This window comes from Streptomyces sp. NRRL B-3229 (assembly GCF_000719505.1).
Lineage (GTDB): Bacteria > Actinomycetota > Actinomycetes > Streptomycetales > Streptomycetaceae > Streptomyces > Streptomyces griseorubiginosus.
The window spans coordinates 265977-281655 of record NZ_JOGP01000010.1 but is presented as its reverse complement, the minus strand read 5'-3'; the positions used below and the strand labels follow the sequence as shown (position 1 = coordinate 281655).

12 protein-coding genes and 3 pseudogenes are annotated in these 15679 nt (G+C 72.6%); 12 read left to right on the top strand and 3 right to left on the bottom strand.

From position 1 onward, the window contains the following. From IF54_RS44065 to IF54_RS0119015, 4 genes and pseudogenes are all read left to right on the top strand, one after another. Positions 1–97: pseudogene (locus IF54_RS44065) on the top strand (MBL fold metallo-hydrolase); the annotation flags it as partial. Beyond that, positions 88–337, top strand: a pseudogene (locus IF54_RS39660) (nuclear transport factor 2 family protein). The pseudogenes IF54_RS44065 and IF54_RS39660, both read left to right, overlap by 10 nt. Positions 338–372: 35 nt before the next feature. After that, positions 373–753 carry a nuclear transport factor 2 family protein gene (locus IF54_RS0119020; protein WP_030320165.1) on the top strand — a complete coding sequence of 127 codons (381 nt, stop codon included), beginning with the start codon at positions 373–375 and terminating at the stop codon, positions 751–753. A 68-nt stretch (positions 754–821) separates the two neighbouring features. Continuing rightward, positions 822–1973: an ABC transporter substrate-binding protein gene (locus IF54_RS0119015; RefSeq protein WP_030320164.1), complete on the top strand. Its 1152-nt coding sequence runs from the start codon at positions 822–824 to the stop codon at positions 1971–1973. A 449-nt stretch (positions 1974–2422) separates the two neighbouring features. Here IF54_RS0119015 and IF54_RS0119010 read toward each other — a convergent pair whose 3' ends face one another. Together IF54_RS0119010 and IF54_RS0119005 are read right to left on the bottom strand one after the other, a co-directional pair. Further along, on the bottom strand, positions 2423–4945 hold the full coding sequence (locus IF54_RS0119010; protein ID WP_030320163.1) for an FtsX-like permease family protein: 2523 nt from the start codon (positions 4943–4945) through the stop codon (positions 2423–2425). Next, on the bottom strand, positions 4939–5682 hold the full coding sequence (locus IF54_RS0119005; RefSeq protein ID WP_030320162.1) for an ABC transporter ATP-binding protein: 744 nt from the start codon (positions 5680–5682) through the stop codon (positions 4939–4941). Before IF54_RS0119005 ends, IF54_RS0119010 begins: the two co-directional genes overlap by 7 nt. Before the next feature lie 280 nt (positions 5683–5962). Between IF54_RS0119005 and IF54_RS0119000 the strand changes: the two genes are divergently transcribed. From IF54_RS0119000 to IF54_RS41265, 5 genes and pseudogenes are all read left to right on the top strand, one after another. Next, the gene (locus IF54_RS0119000; RefSeq protein ID WP_030320159.1) at positions 5963–7240 is read left to right on the top strand and encodes a sensor histidine kinase; all 1278 of its coding nucleotides are present in this window, start codon (positions 5963–5965) and stop codon (positions 7238–7240) included. A gap of 17 nt (positions 7241–7257) precedes the next feature. Then, a complete protein-coding gene (locus IF54_RS0118995; RefSeq protein ID WP_234439009.1) occupies positions 7258–7872 on the top strand; it encodes a response regulator transcription factor in 615 nt (204 codons plus the stop codon). Positions 7873–8128: 256 nt separating this feature from the next. Beyond that, complete coding sequence (locus tag IF54_RS0118990; protein WP_078852031.1) at positions 8129–9610, top strand: DUF2252 domain-containing protein; 1482 nt, start codon at positions 8129–8131, stop codon at positions 9608–9610. Positions 9611–9787: 177 nt separating this feature from the next. Next, on the top strand, positions 9788–10603 hold the full coding sequence (locus tag IF54_RS0118985) for a J domain-containing protein (protein WP_030320151.1): 816 nt from the start codon (positions 9788–9790) through the stop codon (positions 10601–10603). 56 nt (positions 10604–10659) lie between these two features. Continuing rightward, positions 10660–10980, top strand: a pseudogene (locus IF54_RS41265) (rhodanese-like domain-containing protein); the annotation flags it as partial. Positions 10981–11193: 213 nt separating this feature from the next. Here IF54_RS41265 and IF54_RS0118980 read toward each other — a convergent pair. Then, entirely contained in the window at positions 11194–12342 is a 1149-nt protein-coding gene (locus tag IF54_RS0118980; RefSeq protein ID WP_030320148.1) for an acyl-CoA dehydrogenase family protein, read from the bottom strand. A gap of 359 nt (positions 12343–12701) precedes the next feature. On the opposite strand from IF54_RS0118980, the gene IF54_RS0118975 reads away from it, so the two are divergent. Genes IF54_RS0118975 through IF54_RS0118965 form a run of 3 tightly spaced genes read left to right on the top strand, consistent with a single transcriptional unit; the run spans position 12702 to position 15666 of the window. After that, positions 12702–13535, top strand: coding sequence for a DUF5819 family protein (locus tag IF54_RS0118975; RefSeq protein ID WP_030320146.1), 834 nt, complete (start codon positions 12702–12704; stop codon positions 13533–13535). Continuing rightward, positions 13532–14914, top strand: coding sequence for an HTTM domain-containing protein (locus IF54_RS0118970; RefSeq protein WP_030320144.1), 1383 nt, complete (start codon positions 13532–13534; stop codon positions 14912–14914). The genes IF54_RS0118975 and IF54_RS0118970 overlap by 4 nt, the downstream gene beginning before the upstream one ends. Continuing rightward, a complete protein-coding gene (locus tag IF54_RS0118965; RefSeq protein ID WP_030320143.1) occupies positions 14911–15666 on the top strand; it encodes a TrmH family RNA methyltransferase in 756 nt (251 codons plus the stop codon). Before IF54_RS0118970 ends, IF54_RS0118965 begins: the two co-directional genes overlap by 4 nt. Positions 15667–15679: the final 13 nt, after the last annotated feature.

Sequence of the window (15679 nt, the reverse complement as noted above, 5' to 3'; positions counted from 1 at the left end):
GAACGACGCCCTGGTCAAGCGGTACCCGGACAACGGCATGCTGATCGCCGCCCAGATCGGCTCGAAGGTCGCCAAGGGCGAGATGAAGTGGGGCTGACCGTGAGCGAGTTCGACTCGTCGACGGCTCCCGCCGACGTCGTCCGCCGCCAGTACCTGGCCTCCGCCGCCGGCGACCTGGACGCCCTGCGCGCCACCCTCGCCCCCGACGTGGAGTGGACGGAGCGGCAAAGCCATCGACGTGCGCGTGGCCCACCACTTCGTCGTACGGGGCGGACTCATCGTCCGCTTCGAACAGTTCGTCGACACCGCACTCGTCCGCGAGGCCATGAACGACTGATTCGTACCGCACCCACCGTGAGCCAGGAGACAGACATGTCCGCTGCGGACAACAAGGCACTCGTGACCGCCTTCTACGAGCAGGCATTCAACGACTACCAGCCCGAGGCCGCCGCCACCGCACACCTCGGCGAGAGCTACACCCAGCACAACCCCGAGGCGCAGGACGGCCCGGCAGCCTTCGTCGGCTATGTGCACTGGCTGCGCGGGCAGTTCCCCGACCTGCGCCTGGACATCAAGCGTGTGATCGCCGAAGGGGACTTGGTGGTCACCCACAGCAACCTGCACCTCAAGCCCGGCGACCGGGGCATGGCCGTCGCGGACTTCTGGCGCGTCGCCGACGGAAAGATCGTCGAGCACTGGGACGTGATCCAGGAGGTGCCCGAGAAGAGCGCCAACGACAACACCATGTTCTGACCCCCCCCCACAGCAGCACCACACGGACAACCGAACAGAACAGAACGGACAGAGAGGCTCCCCCCACCATGACCAGCCTTCCCAGCCGACGCCGCCTGCTTGCCACCGGAGCGGGCGCCGCTCTCGGTCTCGGTGTCGCCGCTGCTTCCGTCACCCCCGCTCAGGCCGCCACCGGCCAGGCTTCTGCGGGCCGCGTGGCGACGGGCGGCGCCGAGGAGAAGCGCACTCTTGACGAGCTCTACCAGGCAGCCCTCGCGGAGGGCGGCAAGCTCGTGCTCTACGCCGGTGGTGACATCTCCAGCCAGGCGGACGGGATCCGCAACGGCTTCAAGAGCCGGTTCCCGGGCATCGACCTGACGGTGGTCGTCGACTACAGCAAGTATCACGACGTCCGCGTCGACAACCAGTTCGCGACCGACACCCTGATACCCGACGTCGTACAGCTCCAGACCGTGCAGGACTTCGTGCGCTGGAAGGAGCAGGGCCGCCTGCTCGCCTACAAGCCGGCCGGCTTCTCCAAGCTCTACGCTCCCTTCAAGGACCCGCACGGCGCGTGGGTCGCCGTCCAGGTCAGTGCCTTCAGCTACATGTACGGTCCCGCCGCGGTCGGCTCCGACATCCCCAGCGGTCCGCTCGACCTGGCCGACGCCCGCTGGAAGGGGAAGATCGCCTCCTCCTACCCGCACGACGACGACGCGGTCCTCTACCTCTACACCCTCTACGTGGAGAAGTACGGCTGGGACTGGCTCGCTCGACTGGCCACCCAGGACCTTCAGTTCGCCCGCGGCAGCTACACCCCGAGCGCGGCCGTCACCAGCGGCCAGAAGGCCATCGGCATCGGCGGCTCCGGTGCGCCGCTGTCCACCGGGCCGGTCAAGTGGGTGCTGCCCGAGGAGGCGCCGTTCATGTCCTGGGGACAGCGGGCCGCGATCCTCAAGCAGGCCAAGAACCCCACCGCCGCCAAGCTGTACCTGAACTGGCGGCTCTCCGTCGAGCAGCAGAAGGCCGCCACCAACGGCTGGTCGGTCCGCACCGATGTCACCCCGCCGACCGGGCTGAAGCCCGTCTGGGAGTACCCCAACGGCAACCTCGACGGCTTCCCCAAGTTCATGGCCGACCGCGCGGCGATCGAGCGCTGGAAGCAGACCTTCGCCCTGTACTTCGGTGAGGTGAAGGGCGACCCCTCACCGGGCTGGCTCGGCCTGCACCCCGGAGCCTGACCGCCGACCGGTGCCGCCCGGCCCCGCCTCCCCGCGCGATGGGCCGGCGGCCCGGCAATTCCTGGCCTCCCTACAGGCGACGGACAGACTCAGCGACTCGGGCCCGGCCGACGCTCCTCCCGGGGCCGGTGGGCCGGTGGGCCGGTGGGCCGATGGGCCGGTTCTGGTCGGCGTCGGCGGCAAGGCGGTCAGGAAGGCTGGGCGGCTCCTGCCGTAGTCGTCGGCCTGGGTAGGGGGAAAATCGGCCCGAGAGCGCGGGAACGATCTCCGTGGGTGCTGGTGTATGCCCTGACCAGCCCATTCCGTCGGTTCCCCACCAGGAAGCCCTTCAGGTCCTGGACCCGAGGAGCTTCTTGTTGTGCCTGTTCGGGGGCTGGGTGGCGGTGGGGGTCACGGTGTGAGGTCCCTCACGGGCGGGCTGCTCTTGAGCGCCGGGGCCGGTCAGGGGGTCAGTCGCGCATGCCGGCCAGTTCCACCGCCCGGCGCCGCATGGCCAGCGCGGCGGGGGCGAGGGAGCACACCACCGCGAGTACGGCGCACGCGCCCACGCTCGCTCCCAGTTCCGCCCACGGCAGCCGCACCGGGCTTCGCACCGACAGCAGACCCAGTGCGCTCCACAGGCCCGCCAGATTGAGCCCGGTGACCAGGAGTCCGAGCACTCCGCCGACGGCGACGACCATGAGTGCCTCCCCGGCGACCAGCCTCAGCACCTGCCACCGGGTGGCCCCGGCCAGCCGCAGGAGGGCCAGGTCGCGCACCCGGTCGGCGGTCGCCATGACCATGGTGTTGGCCAGGGAGATCCCGGTGTAGAGCAGGGCGATGCCGAGGACCAGGGCGAAGCCGTAGCGAGTGGTTCGGTCGGTCCCGGTCCCTGCCCTGGCCCCGGTCCCGGGGTAACTGGCCTGTATCCACTGGTCCTTGGTGAAGACGTGTCCGCCTGCCTTCGTCAGCGCGGCGGCCACGGCGGCCGGGTCGGCGCCCTCGGCGAGCGAGACGTCCACCCGGTCGACGCTCGCGCCGGGGGCGTTGGCGGGGGTGACCCAGACTCCGTTGTTGCCGGTGCCGGTCGTCATCACCGCGGCGATCCGCAGCGACTTCTTCGTGCCGTTCCCGAGCCACACGTCCACGCGCTGCCCGACGGTGTGCTTCTCCCACTCCTCGTTGACGATGATCGAGTCGTCGTCGAGGTCGCTCACCTTCCCGGCGGCCAGCGGCAGACGGACGGTCCTCGCCAGCGGTCCCGCGTCGGCCCCGCGGGCCTCGGACTTGATGAGGGCGACACCGTCCTCCAGGACGTACACGGCACTCGACGAGGTGGCCGAGACCTCGGCGCCCCCGACCGCTTGGAGCTGCTTCACGGTGGCCGTGTCGAACCCGGCGCCCCCGGACGGGGTGACGACGAACGAGGCGGCCGTCTGCTCGCGGGTCTCGGTGGCCCTGGCCGCGTTCAGGGTGGCCGTGGCGCCCAGCAGCGAGCCCGCGAGAGCGACGGTGACCAGGACGGGCGCGGCGACGGCGGCCGTACGGCGGATGCCCGTGGCCGCGTTCTCCCGCACCAGCATCCCGCCCGCACCGGGCAGTTGGGCAGGCAGCCAGGCGATCAGCCGGGTGAGCGGACGGACCAGGACCGGCGCGAGCAGCGCGACCGCGGTGATCAGCAGCATGGGACGGCTGACGTAGGTCTTGCGGTGCAGCAGCTCGCCCGGGTCGGAGAAGAGGGCCAGACCCAGCGTCACGGCCGCGGTCAGCAGCAGGCCCGCCCCGAACAGACGGCGGCCCCACGTCATCGCCTCGGTGTCCGCGGACGCCTCACGCAGCGCCTGGGTGGGCCCGGTGCGGCCGGCCCGCCAGGACGCGGCGATCACGCCGAGCAGCGCGACGAGCAGCCCGGTCCAGAACGCCAAGTGGTACGGCCAGGTGACGTCGCCGATGGTGAACCAGGCGGGTGCGAGGCCGCCGTCGACGACCCGGGCGGCGAGCTTCGGGGCGCCGTACGCACCAAGCACACAGCCCGCCGCCGACGCCGTCACACCGACCGTCAGGGCCTCCGCGAACACCATCCTCCGGACCTGGCCGGGCGTGGCCCCCGCGGTGCGCAGCAGGCCGAACTCCCGGCGCCGCTGGGCTACCGCGAAGGCGAACGTGGACGCCACCACGAACACGGACACGAAGGCGGTGACCCCGCCCGCGGTGCCGAACAGGGCGTTCATCGCGGTGAGTGCCTCGCGGTCGCGGTCCGGGTCGGCGTCGGCGAGCCGGCGGTCGGTGCCGGTGAGGACCTGGAGATCCTGGGGGCCCTGGAGGTCCCGGGGGTTTTGGAGGTCCCGGGGGTTTTGGAGGAGGTCTTGGCCGCCTACGGCCGCGCGCACGTCCGCCGGGTCCGCCTTCACCACCAGCTGGATGCTCCTCGGCGACAGTTCGGCGGCGCGGGCGTCGGTGTAGAAGACGGCGTTCTCGAAGCCGCGCGAGGCGAGGGTGCCGACGACCGTCACGGTTCCCCGGTCGGTCTCGACCCGCTGACCCGGCCGCGCCCAGCCGCCCGTGACGACGACCTCGTCGGCGGCTCGGGGAGCACGGCCCGCGCCGATCGCGTACGGGGCGAAGGCGGCCGTGGACCAGGGGTGGCCGACCAGGTCGCCGGGGCCCGTCGCCGCCCGCACGGCGAACGCCCGGTCCTCGACGACGGTGCCGAGCCGCCGCAGCTTCGCCACGGTCGCCCCGGGGATCGCGCGCGGGTGGACGAGTTTCTGGGTGCGGTCGCCGATCGGGGTCGGTACGGACAGGGTGTCCTGCCCCCGGACGACGACCGGCGCCGCTGCGAACCGCTCAGGCTGCCGCTCGGGCGCGTTGAGGGAGGAGGCGAGGGCCAGGCCCATCACGGCGAGCAGGGCGACACCCAGCGAGAGCGCGACGAAGCTGCCGACGAAGGTGACCCAGCGGGTGCGCAGGGTGTGCAGGGCGACCCTCAGCACGGCACGGCCTCCAGCCTGGTCATACGGGCCGCGATGGCGTCCGCGCTCGCGCCGGGCAGCTCGCCGTTGACGCGGCCGTCGACGAGGAAGATCACGCGGTCCGCACAGGAGGCGGCCACCGGATCGTGGGTGACCATGATGATCGTCTGCCCCTCGCGATCGACCATGGCGCGAAGCAAAGTCAGCACCTCACGGCTGGTCCGCGAGTCCAGGGCGCCGGTCGGCTCGTCGGCGAACAGGACGTCGGGGCGGGTGATCAGGGCACGGGCCAGGGCGACGCGCTGCTGCTGGCCACCGGACAGCTCGGTCGGCCGGTGCCGGGCACGGTCGCCTAGACCGACCTGCCGGAGCACCTCACGGACCCGGGACTTCGCGACCCGCTTGCCGGCCAGCCGCACCGGCAGGGCGACGTTCTGCTCGGCGGTCAGCGCGGGCAGCAGGTTGAACGCCTGGAACACGAACCCGATGCGCTCGCGCCGCAGCAGCGTCAGCCTGGTCTCGCTGAGTCCGGTCAGCTCGGTGCCGCCCACCGTGACCGAACCGGAGGTGGGGCGGTCCAGGCCCGCGGCGCACTGGAGGAGGGTCGACTTGCCGGAGCCGGAGGGGCCCATCACGGCGGTGAAGGTGCCGCGCGGGAAGGAGAGGGAGACCTGGTCGAGGGCGGTGACGGCGCTGTCGCCCGCCTTGTGGCTCCTGCTGACGGAGCGCAGCCGGACGGCATGGTCGTTGTGGTTCATCTGTCCCCACTTGGTGGCGGAATGGTCGGGGCGGGCGTAGTCGTGGCGGCCTCGTCCGTGGGCATGGCTGGTGCGGGTGATCGGGGCGGCCATGGCCGGTGCGGGACGGGCTGATCCGTGGCTCCACGAAACCGCGCTGGGCTACCGCCACGCAGTGCGGCAGGGGCGAGAGTCGGGGTAGGGCAGGGCCTACCCCCGGCCCGCCCCCTGGCCCCATGGCCCAGGCACCGACCGCCCTCCTACGGTGATGCGCATGCACCCTCGCAACGTGTGGCGGGCCATGTCCCGGCCGGGCTTCCTGCTGTCGGCCTGGCCGTGGCTCGCGGCCGGATATCTGCTGAGCGGCGCGGTCGCCGGCGTCCTCGCCCTGGTCGGCCTGGTGACGCTGGCAGCAGTCGGCGGTGTGCTGGCCGTGATCCTGGTCGGGCTGCCACTGCTGCTCGTGCTCGCGCTCGTCGGCCTCCCGGTGGGCCGGGTCGAGCGGCGCAGGCTGCGCCTGGTCGACCGGGACCCGGTGCCCGACCCCCACCGGGTACCGGCCGCCCCGGGACTGCGTCCATGGCTCAGGACCCGGCTCAGGGAGCAGATCACCTGGCGCGAACTCGCGTACACCGTGCTGCTCGCGGCCCTGCTGTGGCCGCTGGACGCCCTGGTGGTCACGGTCGCGCTGCTCGTTCCCCTCTCCATGGCCGTCACCCCGCTCCTCATGGCCACGATCGGGGACGGCCACGAGACGAAGGTGCTCAAGCAGTGGACGGTCACCACCTGGCCGACCGCGTTCGGGGTCGCCGTCCTCGGTGTGCTGCTGCTGGCACTCGGCGCCTACGCCCTGGGCGCCGCGGCCGTCGCCCGGGCCGGACTGACCCGGCTGCTGATCGCCGACCGGGACGACCTGGTCGCCCGGGTGGTCGAACTGAGCCGTTCCCGGGTGCGGTTGGTGGACGCCTTCGAGGCGGAGCGCCGGCGCATCGAACGCGACCTGCACGACGGCGCCCAGCAACGCCTGGTCGCCCTGACGATGACCCTCGGTCTGGCCCGCCTCGACGCCCCGCCGGGAGCGCTCGCCGACCAGCTCGCCAAGGCCCACGGCGAGGCGGGCCAGGCCCTCGCCGCACTCCGCGAGCTCATCCACGGCATCCATCCGAAGGTCCTCGCGGACTACGGCATCGAGGCCGCCGTCGCCGATGCGGCGGACCGTTCCGTGGTCCCGGTGGACGTGGACCTCCGCCTTCCGGGACGGTTCGACCAGGCGGTGGAGGCGGCTGCCTACTTCGTGGTCTGCGAGGCCCTCGCCAACATCGCCAGGCACAGCGGGGCGAGCCGCGCCGAGGTGCGCGGCGGGTACACGGCCGGCCGGCTGCTGCTGGAGGTCCGGGACGACGGCCGCGGCGGCGCCGACGCCTCGGCGGGCAGCGGACTGACCGGACTCGCGGACCGGGTGTCGGTCCTCGATGGCAGACTCTCGCTGTCCAGCCCGCCGGGCGGACCGACCCTGCTGCGTGTGGAGTTCCCTTGCGAGGCGACCGAGTTGAGCGAGGCGGCCGATCGCTTCGCGTAGTCCTGGCCGAGGACAGCGTGCTGCTGCGCGAGGGCCTCACCGGCCTGCTCCACCGCTGCGGCCACGAGGTCGTCGCGGCCGTCGGTGACGCGCGTGCGCTGATCGCGGCGGTCGAGGAGCACGCCCCGGACATCGTCGTCACCGACGTCCGGATGCCGCCCGGCTTCCAGGACGAGGGTCTGCACGCGGCGGTCCGCCTGCGCGAGAGCCGCCCCGCCCTGCCGGTGCTGGTGCTCAGCCAGTACGTGCAGCGCACTTACGCCTCCGAACTCCTCGACTCCGGCGACGGCACCGGCATCGGCTACCTGCTCAAGGACCGGGTCGGCCAGGTCGAGGAGTTCGTCGACGCCCTTTCCGAGGTGGCGGCCGGCGGCACCGTGGTCGATCCCGAAGTCGTACGGCAGCTGCTGCGCCGCCGCCGCGATCCGCTGGAGCGGCTCACCCCGCGCGAGCGGGAGGTCCTCGCGCTGATGGCGGAGGGCAAGTCGAACGGGGCCATCGCCCGCGAACTGGTGGTCTCCGACGCGGCGGTCGGCAAGCACATCGGGGGCATCCTGACCAAGCTGGACCTGCCACCGGCGGACGAGACGCATCGCCGGGTACTGGCCGTACTGGCGTATTTGCGGGCGTGACAGGGCCGGCGCGTGCCATGCCGGGCGTGACAGGGCCGACGCGTGCCATGCCGGACGTGACAGGGCCGACGCGTGCCACGCCGGACGTATGGACCCACGGCCAGGCTGTGGACAAGGTGCGTGGACAGTCACCCGGTTGTCCACAGGGTCTGACGCGTTTCGGCCGGTGGCTGTACGGTCTGCACGAGTTGATGATCCTGACGCGCGGACCGGACGGCGGACCGGCGCGGAGCAAGGTGCGGGGGAGGCGGTCGGGATGACCGAGACCGGTGCGGGGGCGCGGGACGGGGCAGCGGCGGAGTCCGCAGGGAGTGCTGCCGCAGGGAGTGTGTCGGTCGGGAGTGCGGCGCGGCGGCCTGTCGTGCGCGGGTTCGCCCGGTGGCCCGCGGAACCGCACAAGGACTCGCCCAAGAAGCAGGGCAAGGCGCTGCGCGAGAGCGTCCCGCGCAGCGCTCATGCCGCGCTCGACCTCGACATCTCACGTCCGGGCGCGGTCGACGCGGTCGAGGAGTCCAGCCGTGGCCGCATCCCCGAGCTCACCCCGCTGCGAGTCGGACGGATGGCGGCGACACCGTTCGCCTTCCTGCGCGGCTCGGCGGGCCTCATGGCCTACGACCTCGCCCGCACCCCGATGACCAGGATCGGCGCCCAGATCTGCGGCGACGCCCACGCGGCCAACTTCGGTCTGTACGGCGACGCCCGCGGCGGACTGGTCATCGACCTGAACGACTTCGACGAGACGGTGCACGGTCCCTGGGAGTGGGACCTCAAGCGGCTCGCCGCGTCCCTGGTCCTCGCGGGCCGGGAGACCGGCGCCGACGAGGACACCTGCCGCGCGGCGGCCCACGGCGCGGTCGGCGCGTACCGGCGCACCATGCGGCTGCTGGCCAAGCTGCCGGTGCTGGACGCGTGGAACGCCATCGCGGACGAGGAACTCGTCTCCCACACCGACGCCCACGACCTCGTCGGCACCCTGGAGCGCGTCTCGGAGAAGGCGCGGGCCAACACCAGCGGGCGCTTCGCGGCCAAGTCGACCGAGCCGACCGAGGACGGCGGCCGGCGGTTCGTGGACGCGCCGCCGGTGCTGCGCCGGGTGCCCGACGCGGAGGCCGCGGCGGTGGCCACGTCCCTCGAGCACTACCTGAGCACCCTCTCCGAGGACCGCCTGCCGCTGCTGGCCCGGCACGCGGTGCACGACGTGGCGTTCCGAGTCGTCGGTACGGGCAGCGTGGGCACCCGCTCCTACGTAGTCCTGCTCCTCGACCACCGCGGCGAACCGCTGGTCCTCCAGGTCAAGGAGGCCAGGCCCTCGGCCCTCGTGCCCCACCTGGTCACCGCGGGCTTCGAGGTCCCGGAGGCCGATCACGAGGGCCGCCGGGTGGTACTGGGCCAGAAGCGGATGCAGGTCGTCAGCGACAACCTGCTGGGCTGGACGACCGTCGAGGGCCGCCCCTTCCAGGTCCGCCAGTTCCGCAACCGCAAGGGCAGCGTCGACCCGGCCGCCCTTTCCGCCGACCAGGTGGACGACTACGGCCGCATGACCGGCGCCCTCCTGGCCCGCGCCCACTCCCACAGCGTCGACCCCCGCCTGGTCTCCGGCTACTGCGGCAAGAACGACGAACTCGACGAGGCGATCGCCACGTTCGCCGTCACCTACGCGGACCGCACGGAAGCGGACCACGGCGACCTGGTGACGGGGATCCGGTCCGGAAGGGTGGCGGCGGAGACGGGGGTGTGAGGAGACGGCGGCTTATCGAGACGGCCGGGCTGCACCCACTGAGGGGCGCGGGGCTGCATCGATCTCCGGCTCCGCCGGGCGGGCGCGACCAGCCCCCACCGTCCCGCACCCGCCCGCCAACCTGCCCCGGCCCCCCGGTTGGCGCCCGCCTCGCGCCCACACCGTTACGCTGTCCGGATGACGTCCCCGGAACCCGACGGCACAACCGCCGCAGGCACAGGCACCGCGCGGCTGGAGCGAGCCGTCCGGGCCGCCGAGCAGGCGCTCATCGAGTACGAGATCGCGGTGGAGACCTTCCGCATCGAGGTCGAGAACTTCTCCCGCCTGCACCACCAGCGGCTCGGCCCGGTCTACGCCCGCCTCGACGATCTGGAAGCGCGGATCGCCGAGGCCCGGGCCGCCCGTACCGGCGATCCCGAGGATCTGCGCAAGGCGGAGGAGGCCCGCGCCCGGGTGCTGCCGATGCCCGGGGTGGAAGAGCTGTTCCACGGCTGGATGGACGGGGAGGGCCTCTTCCCGGAGGCCGCCGCCATGCTCACCGACCAGCCGGTGCGGCCTCCGCAGCGGGTGCGCCCCAGCGACGAGGTCCGCAAGCTCTACCGCGAGCTGGCCCGCAAGGCCCACCCGGACCTCGCCCAGGACGACACCGAGCGGGCCCGGCGCGAGGAGTTCATCACCCGGGTCAACGGGGCCTACTCCCGCGGCGACGAGGCTCTCCTGCGGGAACTGTCCGAGGAGTGGGCTGCCGGGCCGAAGCTCCCGGAGCAGGGGCCCACGCCCAGCGAGGAGCTCTATGCCCGCCTCGAATGGCTCTCCCAGCGCAAGGAAATGCTGTCCGTGGTCGCGCGGGAGCTGGAGGAGAGCGCGATCGGCTCGATGCTCCGGATGGCACCGGACGACCCCGACCAGCTTCTCGAGGAGATCGCCGAGCAGCTCCTGGCCGACGTGTCCGCGCGCGAGGCGGAGCTCGCGGAGCTGCTCGCGCAGGAGTGACCGGCAGGGCTCCGAGCGCGTCGGGTAGCGTCGGCACCATGAATTTCGGTGGTGGTGTGCCCACGGTCCAGGTCACGGACCTCAAGGACGACGATTTCCTGCTGGACGTCCGCGAGGACGACGAATGGCAGGCGGGACATGCCGAAGGGGCCCTGCACATCCCCATCAGCGAGTTCGTGGCCCGCTACGGCGAGCTGACCGAGGCCGCCCCGCAGGACGGCCGGGTGCACGTGATCTGCCGTTCCGGCGGGCGTTCGGCCCAGGTCACCATGTACCTGGCCCAGCAGGGCATCGACGCCGTGAACGTCGACGGCGGCATGCAGCTGTGGGCCGAGACCGGCCGCCCCGTGGTGACGGACGACGGCCGGCCGGGCTTCGGGGCGGCGGGTCAGTTCGCCTGCCGCGAGGGTGGCGGCCGACACCACGCGCGTCCAGCGGGGGCCGCCCCGGGCCGCCCACCAGACGCAGACGCATCCCCCGACGGTGAGCACGAGGATGCCGGACAGGGCGAGCAGCATCATGCTCGGCCTCCTTCGGTCGGAGCGGTCCGTCATCCTCTCAGTCGCCGATCAAGGCCCCCTCGGTTTCACCTATCCCAGGGAATGCGCCGCCAGCAGGTCCCCCAGCGCCTCCTCGTGAGCCGCCGCCGGGCCCAGGGACAGTTCCAGATGCTTGGCCCAGGCGTGGTACCGGTGCAGCGGGTAGTCGACGTCCGCGCCGAAGCCGCCGTGCAGGTGCTGTGCCGTCTGCACCACCCGCCGTACCCCCTCCGAGGCCCAGATCTTCGCCACGGCGACGTCACCCGAGACCGGCAGCACACCGCGCGCCCCGGAGGAGAGCCGCCACGCGGCCTGCCACAGCGTGACCTCCATCGCGCGCAGGTCGATGTACCGGTCGGCGGCCTGCACGGCGACGGCCTGGAAGGTGGCGACCGGGAACCCGAACTGCTCGCGCCCGCTGGTGTATTCGCTGCTCATCCGCAGCACCCGCTCGCCCAGACCGAGCGCCAGCGCACAGGTCCCCGTGGTCAGCAGGTCCCGCAGCCACTCCCACGCCCCCTCCGCGTCGATCACGTCCCGCGCGCCGATCCGCACCGAGTCCAGCCGCAGCTCGCCCAGCCGCTCCCCGCTGGTGGAGAACTGCTCGCCGAGCGCGACCCCGTCATGGTCCCGGGGCACCAGCGCGAGGACGGTCCGGTCCGCGGCGGTGTGCGCGGGGACGACGACGAAGTCCGCGTCGTACACCCACGGCACCGCCGTCTGCACCCCGTCCAGGACCCAGTCGGCACCCTCGCCTCTGTCCTCCCCCTGCCGAGCGGTGACGGCGAGTTCGGCGGGGTCGTGTCCCGTGCGGCCGCTCGCGGCGACGGTCAGCACGACCTCTCCGCGCCCGGCCCGCTCCAGCAGGTCCGCCCTCAACTCCTGGCCGCCGTAAGCCTGTACGGCGGCCAGGGCCGCGCTGTTCTCCAGCAGCGGCACCCGTGCCAGCACCTTCGCCGACTCGCGCAGCACCAGGCAGAGCGCGACCGCGTCCAGGCCCGCCCCGCCGTGCTCCTCCGCCACCAGCAGGCTCAGCAGGTCCGCGTCGGCGAGCCTCGCCCACAGCGCGCGGTCGAACTCGTCGGCCACGGCGCCCGTGGTGAGGGCCGGGGACGGCACCGCGTCCGGTGCGACGTCGGCGAACACCCCCCGTGCCGCCTCGGCCGCCGCCTGCTGCTCCTCGCTGAAGGTGAAGTCCACGGTCCCTGTCCTTCCGACGGGTCGGCAGATCGGGTCAGCTGATCTGACGGTCCGTCAAGATAGAACAGGTTCTAGAAGAAGGGAACGGTCGGCGGGCCCGCGGGCGGAGCGGATGCCGACCGATCGTTCGGTTCATGTGATCCATGGTGGGCGAGGCGCCGTAAGGTGTCCACCGCTGTGGAAAACCCTCGGCCGTCCCCTGTGGAAAACCGGACCGGAAGTGAGGACGGCCACGCCGGGGGCTTTCGACAAGGGCTGTGCGGGGCGGTCGGGCCTGAGTACCGTGCCGGTGCGAGCCACCGCGGCGCCCCACGGGCCCGGGTGGCCGCGGAACGAACCGGAATCGGGAACGGGGCGGAATGGACGCGCACGACAGAGGCTCGACCCCCCGGCACGACGACCCGGGCACCCCGACCGATCCGGCCCCCAGCCCTGAAGCGAGCGCTGCGAGCGAACCGGCCGAACCCCCCGGGTCCACGCCCGCCCCCGCCCCCGCGCGCACCGCGATACCCACCCCCCTTCCGGCGTCCCCCGACCCCGACCCCCGCGCCGGCGTGGCCGCCCTCTCACTCCGCCACCAGATCGGGGTCGCCCTGGCGCTCGCCCTCGTCGCCATCGCCGTCTGTGTGCACATCGGGATGGTGTTCCTGCACGTCGCGCCGGTGAACACGGTGACCAGACAGCACGGCGGGGCGGTCGACGACTGGATCTACCCGGAGTTCGAGCAGAACTGGAAGCTGTTCGCCCCCAACCCGTTGCAGCAGAACGTCGCGGTGCAGGTGAGGGCCCGGATCCGCGGGGCGGACGGGGGCAGCCGTACGACGGGCTGGTACGACCTGTCCGCCCAGGACGGCCGGGCCATCGACGGCAATCTGCTGCCCAGCCACACCCAGCAGAACGAGCTGCGCCGTTCCTGGGACCTCTTCGTCGCCACCCACGACGCGAACAACCGTCCGATCGGGCTGCGCGGCTCCCTGTCCGAGGCGTATCTGCGGCGCATCGCGGTGCTCCGCATGGGGCGCGAGGACGCCCTCGCGCGCGGTGACGTGCTCGTGAGCGTCCAGGTGCGCTCCCGGACCTCCAACGTCCCGCCGCCGAAGTGGAGCGACGAGAAGGTCTCGGTGCAGCCGGTCTTCCGGGAGCTGTCCTGGTGGCCCGTGACGGCCGACGACACCGAGGGGAGCCTCCGGTGAACCGATTCGTCCTCGGGGTGTCGAACGCGATCGCCCGGGTCACCGAGGCCGCCCTCGGTCCCTACCAGAGCGCGATGATCCGCATCGGCTTCAGCGCGACCTGGCTGCTCTTCCTGCTGCGTGAGCTCCCGCACCGCCAGGAGCTGTACGGCCCCGACGGCCCCTGGAGCTGGAACCTCGCCGAACAGCTGGTCTCGGCCAACGGCGCGTTCAGTGCCCTGATGTGGTCGGACGGACAGCTCTGGTTCGAGACCGTCTATGTGCTCGCTGTCCTGTCGAGCCTCCTGCTGCTGCTCGGCTGGCACACCCGTGCGATGTCCGTGCTGTTCATGGTCGGGGTGCTCTCGCTCCAGAACCGCAGTGTCTTCATGGGCGACGGCGGGGACAACGTCCTGCACCTGATGTCGATCTACCTGGTCCTCACCCGCTGCGGCCAGGTCTGGTCGCTCGACGAGCGGCGGGCCCGGCGCACCCGCGAGGCACGCGCGCGTGGGGAGCACGTCGCCGACCGGGCCGGGCCGGCCCTGTGGGGCGTCCTCGGGCTCGTGCTGGTGTCGGTGACCCTCCTGGGCAGACTCGACGGCGATCCGGTGATGCCGGTGCTGCTGTGGGTCCTGTGGCTTGCGCAGGCCCTGTGGTGGGCCGTCGGACGCTTCGGGCGGTCCGGTCAGTCGCGGATCATGCTCGACGTCATCGGCAACATCGTCCACAACGGCGCGCTGCTCGTGATCATGGCCGAGGCCTGTCTGATCTACGCGACCGCGGGCTGGTACAAGATCCAGGGCTCCCGCTGGCAGGACGGCACCGCCGTCTACTACCCGCTGCACCTGGAGTCCTTCTCGCCCTGGCCCGCCCTCGCCGACCTGCTGTCGGCCAACGGCCTCATGGTGATGCTGGTGACGTACGGCACGGTCGCCGTCCAGGTCGCCTTTCCCTTCACCCTGTTCAACCGCCGGGTCAAGAACGTCCTGCTGGCGGCGATGATCACCGAGCACGCGGTGATCGCGGTCGTCCTCGGCCTGCCGTTCTTCTCGCTGGCGATGATCGCCGCCGACTCGGTCTTCCTGCCGACGCCGTTCCTGCGCCGCCTCGGCGGGGGAGCCGCACGCGTGCGTGGCCGACTGCGCGCCCGGGTCCGGAAGCGGCTCGCGGGCGGCGCGGACGCCCCGCTGCCGCGACCACCGAAGCAGCGCACACCGGGCGAACCGGGGCCCGCCGACAGCGTCCCCCCGCAGGAGGCATGCGAAGGCGGCGTCCCGCCGCAGCAGGCCGGTGGCGACAGTGTCCGTCCGCAGCCGGCCGACGGCGACGGCGACGGTGGTCCGGGGCGGGAGAACCCCGAGAACCCCGATGCCACGCACGTAGGCTTCCCCGCATGACCGGTACCGATCCGCTGAGCCTGTGGCGCCGGCTCGCCGACACCTGCGTCCTGCTCGACGGCTTCCACGCCCTCAAGCACGCGCTGCGCTTCGGGGCCGAGGTCCCGGTGGCCGTCACCGCCGACCGCGGTGCCGCGCTCGCCCTGGCCGACGAGCTCGCTCCGGACGTACGGCCGTCCCTGGACGCGCTGCTGACGGAGGTCCCGGAGGCGTCGTACCGGACGCTCGTGCCGCGCCCGCACCCCACCGCGGTGGCGGCCCTGGCCGTACGGCCGTCCCGGGCCGCGCACCTCGAACAGCTGGCGCGCACCCCGCGCACCGCCCCCGTGGTGGTCCTGGACCAGCCCCGCAACCTCGGCAACGCGGGAGCCGTGATCCGCCTGGCCGCCGGTTTCGGGGCGACCGGTGTGGTCACCACGGGCCCGCTCGACCCCTGGCATCCGACGGTCGTGCGCGGCGGGGCGGGACTGCACTTCGCGACCGCCGTGGAGCGTCTGACGGCAGCCGAACTGCCGCCGGGGCCGCTGTTCGCGCTGGATCCCGAGGGCGACGACATCCGGGGCCTGAAGCTCCCGGACGACGCCGTCCTCGCCTTCGGCTCGGAGCGCAGCGGGCTGTCACCCGACGTACGCGCGCGTGCCGATCATCTGGTGGCCCTTCCGATGCGCCCGCAGGTCTCCAGCTACAACCTGGCCACGAGTGTGGCGATGACGCTCTACCACTGGAGCCTCGGGAGGCCCGGCCCTTCCTGAGCCCGGCCCTTCC